Source organism: Microbacterium sp. ZW CA_36 (assembly GCF_044987475.1).
In the GTDB taxonomy this organism is placed as follows: Bacteria; Actinomycetota; Actinomycetes; order Actinomycetales; family Microbacteriaceae; genus Microbacterium.
The window spans coordinates 19,003-29,168 of the sequence record NZ_JBJDRL010000050.1 but is presented as its reverse complement, the minus strand read 5'-3'; the positions used below and the strand labels follow the sequence as shown (position 1 = coordinate 29,168).

The 10,166-nt window shown below is 70.8% G+C and carries 8 protein-coding genes; 7 read left to right on the top strand and 1 reads right to left on the bottom strand.

The annotated features are described in order from the left end of the window. Nucleotides 1-195: 195 nt before the first annotated feature. Nucleotides 196-2,655 (bottom strand): alpha/beta hydrolase-fold protein, encoded by a 2,460-nt coding sequence (locus ACI3KX_RS17000; RefSeq protein ID WP_404910453.1) that lies wholly within the window; start codon nucleotides 2,653-2,655, stop codon nucleotides 196-198. 184 nt (nucleotides 2,656-2,839) lie between these two features. Between ACI3KX_RS17000 and ACI3KX_RS16995 the strand changes: the two genes are divergently transcribed. From ACI3KX_RS16995 to ACI3KX_RS16965, 7 genes are read left to right on the top strand one after another with little or no spacing between them, the layout of a single operon-like run. Then, nucleotides 2,840-3,742 carry a transporter substrate-binding domain-containing protein gene (locus tag ACI3KX_RS16995; RefSeq protein ID WP_404910452.1) on the top strand — a complete coding sequence of 301 codons (903 nt, stop codon included), beginning with the start codon at nucleotides 2,840-2,842 and terminating at the stop codon, nucleotides 3,740-3,742. A gap of 2 nt (nucleotides 3,743-3,744) precedes the next feature. After that, the gene (locus tag ACI3KX_RS16990; protein WP_404910451.1) at nucleotides 3,745-4,668 is read left to right on the top strand and encodes an amino acid ABC transporter permease; all 924 of its coding nucleotides are present in this window, start codon (nucleotides 3,745-3,747) and stop codon (nucleotides 4,666-4,668) included. Beyond that, nucleotides 4,665-5,474, top strand: coding sequence for an amino acid ABC transporter ATP-binding protein (locus tag ACI3KX_RS16985; protein WP_404910450.1), 810 nt, complete (start codon nucleotides 4,665-4,667; stop codon nucleotides 5,472-5,474). Before ACI3KX_RS16990 ends, ACI3KX_RS16985 begins: the two co-directional genes overlap by 4 nt. Beyond that, nucleotides 5,471-6,613 carry a CapA family protein gene (locus ACI3KX_RS16980; RefSeq protein ID WP_404910449.1) on the top strand — a complete coding sequence of 381 codons (1,143 nt, stop codon included), beginning with the start codon at nucleotides 5,471-5,473 and terminating at the stop codon, nucleotides 6,611-6,613. Before ACI3KX_RS16985 ends, ACI3KX_RS16980 begins: the two co-directional genes overlap by 4 nt. Further along, complete coding sequence (locus ACI3KX_RS16975) at nucleotides 6,610-7,854, top strand: CaiB/BaiF CoA transferase family protein (RefSeq protein WP_404910448.1); 1,245 nt, start codon at nucleotides 6,610-6,612, stop codon at nucleotides 7,852-7,854. The genes ACI3KX_RS16980 and ACI3KX_RS16975 overlap by 4 nt, the downstream gene beginning before the upstream one ends. After that, nucleotides 7,851-8,897 (top strand): 2-hydroxyacyl-CoA dehydratase, encoded by a 1,047-nt coding sequence (locus tag ACI3KX_RS16970; protein ID WP_404910447.1) that lies wholly within the window; start codon nucleotides 7,851-7,853, stop codon nucleotides 8,895-8,897. Before ACI3KX_RS16975 ends, ACI3KX_RS16970 begins: the two co-directional genes overlap by 4 nt. Further along, nucleotides 8,894-10,156, top strand: a complete 1,263-nt coding sequence (locus ACI3KX_RS16965; RefSeq protein ID WP_404910446.1) for a 2-hydroxyacyl-CoA dehydratase — start codon at nucleotides 8,894-8,896, stop codon at nucleotides 10,154-10,156. The genes ACI3KX_RS16970 and ACI3KX_RS16965 overlap by 4 nt, the downstream gene beginning before the upstream one ends. The last annotated feature ends 10 nt before the right edge of the window (nucleotides 10,157-10,166 follow it).

The following is a 10,166-nucleotide window of genomic DNA, read 5'->3' as shown; positions in this document are numbered from 1 at the left end:
GCAAGCTCGCTCAACGACCACGTTCCTCGCTCGCTCAACGACCGGGGATCAGGAACCGCGTTTCGTCTCTGCGTTTCGACTCGCAAGCTCGCTCAACGACCACGTTCCTCGCTCGCTCAACGACCGGAGGCGTGTGCGCCGGGTGCGTGCGTTTCGTCTCGCTCGTTCCTCGCTCGCTCAACGACCGGTGCCGCGTCAGGGGCGCACGGCGGCCCAGGACGACAGGGCCGGCTCGGACGGCCCCAGGATGCTGACCGCGGTCACGGTGTACTCCTGGGAGTCGTCGTCGCGGTCGCCGGCGAGCCGGCATGTCGTCGCACGTGTCTCGCACACCACCTCGCCCGACGCGTCGCGGACGATGTAGCCGTCGAGCGGCAGATCGGATGCAACGGTCGTCCAGGTGACGCGAACCCCCCGGCCGGCGACGACCGCCGTCACATCGGCGGGCGCCTCGGGACTCGACAGGCGATGGGTGCCGGCGGAGACGTGCGCGACGCGGGTCGCGCCGTCGCGGGTGAGCTGGATCGTGACCTCGCCGTCCGCCGTGACACTCAGCTCGGCGGGTGCCGCCGGGTCGAGGCCCGCGCGGTCCAGCTCCACGCGCAGCTTCGCCACGTTCTCGGTCGAGAGATCGAGGGCGTTGCGCGGATCCTGCTCACCGGTAGGCGCCCAGGCCTGGTCGCGCACCTGAACGTTGCGGCCGTCGATGACCTGCATCTGATCCGTCAGCACCGCCTCGGTCGAGGTCGTGGCCAGGGCGTGCGACGTCGCCTCGACGCGGCTCCATCGGGCGGATGCGTCGCGAACGGCGAGGCCCGTCAGCCAGTACGCGCGGTCGACCGTGATCCCGAGGTCCGGCCGGGCGTCCCCCGGCTCCCAGCGGAACGACACCTGCGCGGGGGAGTGGACGCGTTCCGGATGCTGCTCCACGTACTCCGCGGCATCGCTCCAGCCGAGCCACTCCCCGAGCTGGCCATGGTCAGCGTTCTCGTAGTAGTTCGCCCGGTAGCGGACGTCCGCGGCGTCGGCCGCGGCATCCCAGCGGCGCGTGTTGTTCAGTGCGACGTCGCGGGATCCGGAGTCCATGAAGGTCACGAGGTTGCGGAGGTTCTCCATCCGGCTCTCGTCGCCCGCCTGGTCGCGCCTGCCCTGCGTGTCGTAGTAGCCCGCGCCCGAGACGATGACGGTCGCCGCGAACAGGTCGGGATGGTTGGTGGCGATGCGGGTCGCGCCCACGGCGCCCATGGACCATCCGCCGATGACCGTGCGATCCGGGTCCAGGGTGTAGGTCCGCGAGAGATCGCCCCAGACCTCCCAGACGTCCAACTCGCCCTCGTTGATGTACCAGGTGGTGTTTCCGCGACCGAGCGGGGTCACGCAGATCGAGCCGCGCTCCTCGCACATGGGCCCGTAGACGTCTTCCTGGGTCGTGCTCCCGAAGCCGTTGTGGTTGCGATCGCCCGAGTGCAGCAGCAGGGTGAGCGGCGCGGGCTCGTCGGCGGTGTATCCGGTCGGCACGTACACCGTGTACGGCTGGACCCGGCCGAAGAAGGAGGGCCCTCGCAGCGCCGGACCGTAGGTCAGGCGCGCCTGCGGGTCGAGCCCCTGTCCGAGGTCGAGCGACGACACGTACCAGCGCGTCGAGTATCCGGTGGGAGCGGGTTCCGCCGTCGAGGCGCGCTGGGCGATGCGGCCCCAATCCAGCTCGGCGGCGAAGTCGCTGATGTCGCCGGCCCTCAGCGCAGCGGACTGGGCGCCGTTGTTCCAGCGCGTCGAGGAGTCGGTCCACCCACCCGTGAGGAACGCCTCGTCATCGCGGTCCCGGAAGGCCGCGTTGTACACGCGCGAGCCGTCGGCCGCCTGCGGCGCGGGCGCGAAGCCGTCGCCCGATGCATTCGCGACGCCCGCCGCGAGCCGCACCGTCCACGTGTCGTCGGCGGGCATCACCGTGCGGGGCACGGCGACGACGAACGATCGAGCAGTCTCGTCCACCGTCACGGTCGCACCCGACGCCGTCAGATCGGTGCGGGCTCCCGTCGCCGCGTCGACGAGCCACGCACCGCGCGACGACACGATCATGGCTGCTTCGACGCCTGCCGATGCGACTCCGGCGTCGGCGGGCCACGAGGCGGTCCCCGTCGCCGGGTCGGCGTCGGTGTCGAATGCCCACGTCGCCACCGGGACGGCGGGGTCGATGAGCGTGTTCCAGTCGACGCGCCAATAGGTGTGCGTCGCGTCGCCCGCGATCGCGGCTCGGAACACGTCCGCGCCGTTGGCTCCCGCGTCCGGCGATGCGTAGGTGAAGTCGCCGCGACCCATGTCGTCGTACAGCCAGTCCGTCCACAGGAACGCGCCGGCGTCGTAGCGTCCCGCTCCCGACGTGCGCGGGAACTGCTCCGAGAACGCCCAGCCTTCTGCGCGGGGGAGCGTGGGCTCCGGCGCGGTGGCGGCGGCGGGGATGCCGGGCGGAAGCCCGGCTGCCCGATCGGCGGAGTCGGCCGCGCTCGGCTGGACGGTCGCCGCCGTCGCAGGAACGGGACACAGCGCCAGCGCGACGGCCGCGGTGACGGCGCCGATCAGCCAGGTCGGTGCGAGTCGCGGGCGCCGTGCCTTCGGCGGAGCTCCTGCCCCCGGGTGAAGAGAGAGGTGGGCCATGGATTCTTCCCCTTCGAAGAAATATCATACAGATTGATATTCGGCACGCTAGCCCGACGCTCCCGCAAGCGTCAATCAGGCTTGTCGAGATTGATAGTTGAAATCTTCAATCATCAACTTTTATGATGTTATCCACGGTGATCGACTGACACCGACCCGATCTGCACAACGATGTGGAGTCCTCATGCGCACCACCAAGAGCGTTATCGCCCTCGCCCCGCTTCTCGTCCTCGGCCTGGTCGCCGGCTGCTCGTCGGCGGCTCCGGAGGCCGAGCTTGCAGAGACCGAAGCCGCGACCGAAGCGCCGCTGTACGACCAGCTGCCCGACGCGATCAAGGAGGCAGGCGTCATCAAGATCGCCGGCGACACGCACCCGCCGTACCGCACGATCGAAGAGGGTGGCGAGATCACCGGCATCGACCCCGACCTGCAGGTCGCACTCTCGGAGCAGCTCGGCGTGCCCTTCGAGATCATCACCGCCTCCGGACTCGACGCGATGCTCACCGGCATGCTGTCGGGCCGTTTCGAGGCATTCAACGGACCGGTCCGCACCACGCCCGAGCGTGAGGCGGAGTTCGATGCCGTGGTATGGATGACCACGCGCACGTCGTACGTGTACCTCGCCGAGCGCGCGGACGAGCTGAGCGATCCGGAGGCCCTGTGCGGCGCGCGGGTCGCGGGCGTCACCGGATCGGTCACCGAGAGCCAGCTCGCCCGATACAACGAATGGTGCGCCGAGGAGGGGCTGGACCCCGCGGAGTTCGTCGGACTCGAAGACACCAATGCGACGTTCCTCGCGGTCAACTCCGACCGGGCCGACTACGCCGGCACGACGCAGTCCGCCGCGATCGACCTGCAGGCCTCCGACCCCGACACATACGAGTTCATCATCCAGTCCGACGAGCAGGGCGCGGGCGTCGACCAGCTCGCGATGTTCATGCCCAAGGGCAACGGGCTGGCAGAGCCCATGCTCGCCGCGTTCGAGGCGATCTTCGAGAACGGCGAGTACGAGCGGATCATGACCGAGTGGGGCATCGAGGACGCCGCTGTCGAGGCACCCACCCTCAACCCGATGACCAGCGAGTGACGATGACAGACCTCACCACGCAGCCGGTGCGCAACCCCTCGGCCGACAGATCGATCGACGCCGCGCGCGCACGACGCCGGATCCATCCGTGGCGGGTGGTGGTCGGCATCCTGCTGGCCCTCCTCACGGTGCAGATCGCGGTCTTCCTCGTCACGAACGAGCGGTTCGACTGGCCGGTCGTCGCGGAGTACCTCTTCAACCCGAGCGTGCTCATGGGGCTCGGCATGTCGATCATGCTCACGATCGTCGGCATGGTGTTCGGCTCGCTCCTGGGTACCGCCCTGGCGGCCGGGCAGCTCGCCGAGTTCGCGCCGCTGCGGTGGGCGTGCATCGTGTTCGTCGGGGTGTTCCGCGGGGTTCCGCCGCTGGTTCAGCTGATCTTCTGGTACAACCTCGCCTACCTTCTGCCGCGCCTCGCGGTCGGGGTCCCGTTCGGTCCGGAGCTCTTCAGCTGGCCGACGAACGACCTCATCACGCCGCTCACCGCCGCGATCATCGGCCTTTCGCTTCACGAGGCCGCGTACATGGCCGAGATCATCCGCGCCGGCATCCTGTCGGTCGACTCCGGCCAGCGCGATGCGGCGGCCGCCATGGGCTTCAGCCGCTGGCACTCGTTCACGCGCGTCGTGCTTCCGCAGGCGATGCGCGTCATCATCCCGCCCACGGGCTCGCAGGTGATCGCGCTCATGAAGGGAACGTCGCTCGTGAGCGTGATCGCGATGGGGGACCTGCTGCACTCGGTGCAGGTCATCTACAACCGCACGTACGAAGTGGTGCCCATGCTGATCGTCGCTGTCATCTGGTATCTCGTGGTCGTCACCGCCCTGACGCTCGTGCAGCGCAGGGTGGAGCGGCACTTCAGCAGGGGCATGTCGCGAGCCGCCGTCGCCCGCCGCGTCGTCGAGCGGACGGAGGCGGTGGCATGACCGGCGGGAACACGAGCGTGACGCCGGTGCTGCAGGTCGTCGGTGTACGCAAGGAGTACGGCGACAACGTCGCCCTCGACGGCGTCGACTTCGAGGTGCACGCGCAGGAGGTCGTCGCGGTGCTCGGACCCTCGGGGTCGGGCAAGTCCACCCTCGTGCGCTGCATCGACCAGCTCGAGTCGATCGAGGGCGGCGCGATGTATCTCGACGGCGAGCTGCTCGGCTACGAACGCCATCGTGACGGCATCCGTCCCCTCACCGACGCCGACGTGAAGCGGCAGCAGCGTCGCATGGGCATGGTGTTCCAGCAGTTCAACCTGTTCCCGCACTGGACGGTGCTGCGCAACATCACCGAGGCGCCGATCAAGGTGCACGGTGTGCCTCCCGCCGAGGCGAAGGCCCGCGCGATGGAGCTGCTCACCCGGGTCGGGCTGGCCGACAAGGCGCAGGCGCACCCGCGTCAGCTGTCGGGCGGGCAGCAGCAGCGCGTGGCGATCGCGCGCGCGGTGGCCACGAACCCGCGCATCCTGCTCTTCGACGAGCCGACGAGCTCGCTCGACCCGGAGCTGGTCGACGAGGTGCTGCAGGTGATGAAGGATCTCGCCGAGTCGGGGATGACGATGATCGTCGTCACGCACGAGCTCGACTTCGCCCGTCACGTCGCCGACCGGTGCGTGTTCATGGCGGACGGGCAGGTGATCGAAGACCGCCCGTCGACGGAGTTCTTCGATGCCCCGCGGTCGACGCGACTGCGGACGTTCCTGACGCGCACGGCGGCGACGCCGGCGCGCGAGGTGGGCGCGTGATCACGATCCGTGCCGTCGGCGACCTGGTGCTCGAGCGCGAGGACGCCCGCCCGCTCCTCGCTCCCGCCCGCGACCTGCTGCGGGAGAGCGACCTGCTCATCGGGCAGCTCGAGATCCCGCATCTCGATGCCGACGTCGACGGGGCTGTGGTGCAGACGACGGACGTCCCGGCACTGCCCGGGCCGCCGTCGGCCCTGGACGCCCTCGCCGACGCCGGGTTCGGCATCCTGACCCTCGCCGGCAACCATGTCTACGACTTCGGTCCGGAGGGCATCCGCGGCACCGTGCGCCACTGCGCCGAGCGGGGGCTCCGCACGGTGGGAGTCGGCGACACCCTCGACGAGGCGTTCACGCCGGCGATCACCGACATGGACGGCACCCGCATCGCGGTGCTGAGCGTCAACTGCGTCGGTCCCCGCGAAACGTGGGCCTCGAGCCTGAAGCCGGGCGCCGCCTACGTCGAGGTGATCACGCATTACGAGGTGCGGGGCGCGAACCCGGGCGGACCGCCCCGCGTGCGGACCTATGCGGAGTCCACGAGTCTGGGCCGCCTGCGCGAAGCCGTCGAGGTCGCGGCCGCGCACGCCGACGTCGTCGTCGTCGCGCTGCACAAGGGGCTCGTCCACGTTCCGGTCGACATCGCCGACTACGAGATCGAGATCTCCCATGCGGTGGTGGATGCCGGTGCCCACGCGGTGATCGGACACCATGCGCACATCGCGAAGGGCGTCGAGATCCACCGTGGCCGGGCGATCTTCCACGGGCTCGGCAACTTCGCCGCCCTGACGCGCGCCCTGTCGGTGTCGGCGGAGGGGTCGCCCGAGCGCGTCGCGTGGGCGAGGCAGCGCCGGCGCCTGTTCGGTTTCGAGCCGGATGCCGCGATGCCCGACTATCCGTTCCACCCCGAGAGCCGGCACACCGCGATCGCCGAACTGGTCGTCGAGGACGGCGAGGTGAGCGCCGCGCTCCTGCCGTGCTGGATCGACGATGAGGCGCGCCCCGTGCCCGTCGGGCGCTCCGACCGCGGCGAGCAGGTCGCCGAGTACCTGCGCACCATCACGGCAGACGCCGGTTTCACCACTGAGCTCGCGTGGGACGGCGATCGACTCGTCGTCCGCGCGGGGGAGAGCACACGATGAGCCATCCTGACGCCCCGCTTGCGGGCAAGACCGTGATCGACCTGACCACCGCGCTCGCGGGTCCCTATGCGACGCTGCTGCTGGCGAGCCTCGGCGCACGCGTCATCAAGGTCGAGAACCCCGAGCGCGGCGGGGACTCGTCACGGAACAACTCGCCGTACGTGACCGCCGACGGGCTGCAGCTGCGGCGCACCGGTCCCGATGACATGTCGGTGTCGATGATGGCGCGCGGTCGGGGCAAGGAGAGCATCACGCTCAACCTCAAGCACGCCGCCAGCCGGGAGGTGTTCTTCGACCTCGTCCGCCATGCCGACATCGTCGTCGAGAACTACAGTGCCGGCGTGACGCGGCGCCTCGGCATCGACTTCGCCGCCGTGCAGCAGATCAACCCGCGCATCGTCTACACCTCGATCAGCGGCTTCGGCGCGCAGGGCGTGCCGGGCGAGGGCAAGGCGATGGACACGATCATCCAGGCGCTGAGCGGCGTCATGATGACCGCCGGCGAGCCCGGCGACGCGCCGGTGCGGTTCGGCCTGCCGATCGGCGACCTGGTCGCGCCGCTGTTCGCGGTGATCGGAACCCTCGCCGCCGTGATGGATGCCGAGCGCACCGGCGAGGGTCAGCACGTCGACGTCTCGATGCTCGGCAGCCTCACGTCGCTCGTCGCGTGCGAGCCGTTCGATGCCCTGGAGTCGGTCGGCTTCCCGCTACGGACGGGCGCGGTCGTGCCCCGCCTCGCGCCGTTCGGCACGTTCCAGTCGGTCGACGGCTGGTTCGCGATCTGCGCGCCCACCGACGCGTTCGCCGAGGGGACCCTCGCCGCGATCGGGCAGCCCGAACTGGTCGACGACCCGCGGTTCTCGTCGCGGGACGCGCGCGTCGACAACGCCGACGAACTGCATGCCCTCGTGAGCGAGTGGGCCCGCAGCCGCTCGTCGGCGGAGGTGCTGTCGGCGTTCGAGCACAACGGCGTCCCCGCGGCTCCGGTGCGCGACACCGCGACCGCCGTGCGCGACGACATCGTCACCGGCCGCGGAGAGGTCGTTCCGCTCGTGCACCCGCAGTTCGGTCACTTCGAGGGCCTCTACGGCACCGGGCTTCCGATGGTGTTCTCGCGCAGCCGCGCCGACCTCTCCAAGCCCGCACCCGGTCTGGGCCAGCACACCGACGACGTGCTCGGGGAGCTCCTCGGCTACGACGCCGAGCGTGTGGCGCAGCTGCGGCAGGACGGGGTGCTGTGACGGCGAGCGCACCCGTGATCGGCGTCGTGGGCAACGATGTGCCGCGTCAGCTGCTCCTCGCGCTCGGCGCGCGTCCTCATCGGCTGACCGGTTCGTGGGCCGGGGCCATCGACCCCGACGCCCAGCAGCTTCTCGGCGCGACGGATGCCGCTGCGGCGCGCCTGCTCACGGAGCTGCGCAGCGGTTCGCATCAGCTCGATGGGTTGATCGTGTGCAACGACTCCCAGGCCCACCTGCGCCTCTTCTACGTGCTGCGCGCGACCGGTGCAGAACTGCCGGTGCACCTGCTCGACATGCCACGAGCAGCCTCGGAGCCCGCGCGCCGGTTCGCCCGCTTCCAGCTCGAGGCGGTCGCCGCGTTCTGCGCCACCGTGACGGGATGCGCGCTGGACGCGGCATCCCTCGCCGCCGCGGCCGACGCCGAAGCAGCCCTCGGTGACGCGGTGCGACGGCTGCGCGCCCGGCGCCGGGCCCACCCCCCGCTGTGCGCGGGCGCTGATGCGCTCGACGCGATGCAGGATGCTGCACGCCTGGCGCCCGCGGACGCGGTGACGCGCCTCGACGCCGCGGGGGCGCAGGCGGCGCCGGTGCCGTCGGGTGCGATCAGGGTGCACGTGACCGGCTCGTCCCACCCCGACGCGGTGGTCTACCGCGAGCTGGAGCGCGACGGCCGTTGCGTGATCGTCAGCGAGGACCACGACACCGGGGATGCCGCGTGGCTGGGCGTCGCGGTGCGGGGCGAGACCACGGAACACGTGCTCGAAGGACTGATCGACGCCCACTTCGCGCGAGTCACCACCTCGGCCACCACGTCCGGCGCGGTGCGCGCCGCGTTCACTCGCGACATCGCACGCGCGGCGGGCGCGCACGCGGTGGCCGCGATCATCCGCGAGCTCGACGAGGCCCCTCTCTGGGACCTCGCCGACCAGCGCGCCGCGCTCGAGGGCATTGCGTTTGTCAGCGTTCGCGTGGCACCCGGCGGCGAGGTCGGAGCGGCCCGAGAACTCGTGCGAGAGATCGTCGAGAGGGCGGTGCCGGCATGAGCGATCCTCGTCCCGCGGGGTCGCCGCGCCTCGACAGTGCCGCCGCCGCGACGGCGTTCCAGAAGGAGTGGTTCCTGGGCCTCGCCGACCGCGCGCGCGAGGGCGAGCCGATCGCGTTGGCGAACGCGGATGCCCCGCACGAGCTGCTGCGGGCTCTCGGCATCCCGTACGTCGTCAATCAGTGGTGGTCGTCGATCATCTCCGCCAAGCGCGCGGGAGGTGCCAGCCTCGCCGCCGTCGCCGCGCAGGGGCTGCCCGATGACAGCCGCCAGTACGACGTGCTGCCTCTCGGCGCCCAGGAGCTCGCCGACGGCCACGCGCCCTGGGGTGGGCTGCCCGAGCCGCGCTTCGCGATCGCCGAGCGCAGCGGCGACGTCACGCACAAGATCTTCGAGCGATGGGGTCGCCGCCCGGGCACCGAGACCTTCCTGCTCTCGCGCACCGCCGCCGTGCCGGCTCCCGCCGGCTGGTGGGACCGGGTGGCGCATGACTGGGAGGAGGTGTTCGGGGCGGCCCGCATCGATCTGCTGGAGGGCGAGATCCGGATGCTCGCCGCCACGCTCGAGCAGCGCGTGGGTCGCACCCTCGACCTCGAAGAGCTCGCCGGCATCATGGCGCTCGCCAACGAGCAGGCGGAGTGGAATCGTCGCACGCGCGACCTCCTGGCGACGGCCCGGCCTCTTCCGGTCGCCGTGACCGACATCATCCCGGCGGTCATGGTGCCGCAGTGGCATCGCGGCACCCCGTGGGCGGTGGCCGCAGCGAGGCGCCTTCATGACGAAGTCGCACGCCGCATCGACCACGGCCAGGCCGTCTTCACGGGTGAACGGCGTCGCCTGATGTGGATCGGCCGCGGCCTGTGGTCGGACCTCGACATGTACCGCTCGTTCCAGGACGAGTTCGGCGCGGTCTTCGTGTGGTCGATGTATCTCGCGATCGCCGCGGACGGCTATGCCCGGTACGGCGACGATCCGGTGAGGACGCTCGCCGCGCGCTTCGTGGGGCTGACCGACCTGCTCTACGTGCCGCCGATGTCGTCCTCGTGGTACCTGAAAGAGGCGCTCGCCCACGGCGTCGACGGTGTGGTGCACCTCGTCGCCGACGACACCCCGGCGCCCGGCGTCATCACCGCAGCGCTGGAGGAGCGCGGCATCCCGGTTCTCGAGATCCGCGCCAGCAACGCCGACCCACGTGCGACAGGCGACGTGCGGAAGCGGATCGCGGACTTCGTGCGGGAGCGCGTTCCGGCCGACCGATGAGCCGGGCGCC

Bases quoted from the DNA above. Each gene is read 5' to 3' on its own strand.
- ACI3KX_RS17000 (WP_404910453.1), bottom strand. From the start codon at position 2,655: ATGGCCCACCTCTCTCTTCACCCGGGGGCAGGAGCTCCGCCGAAGGCA.
- ACI3KX_RS16995 (WP_404910452.1), top strand. From the start codon at position 2,840: ATGCGCACCACCAAGAGCGTTATCGCCCTCGCCCCGCTTCTCGTCCTC.
- ACI3KX_RS16990 (WP_404910451.1), top strand. From the start codon at position 3,745: ATGACAGACCTCACCACGCAGCCGGTGCGCAACCCCTCGGCCGACAGA.
- ACI3KX_RS16985 (WP_404910450.1), top strand. From the start codon at position 4,665: ATGACCGGCGGGAACACGAGCGTGACGCCGGTGCTGCAGGTCGTCGGT.
- ACI3KX_RS16975 (WP_404910448.1), top strand. From the start codon at position 6,610: ATGAGCCATCCTGACGCCCCGCTTGCGGGCAAGACCGTGATCGACCTG.
- ACI3KX_RS16965 (WP_404910446.1), top strand. From the start codon at position 8,894: ATGAGCGATCCTCGTCCCGCGGGGTCGCCGCGCCTCGACAGTGCCGCC.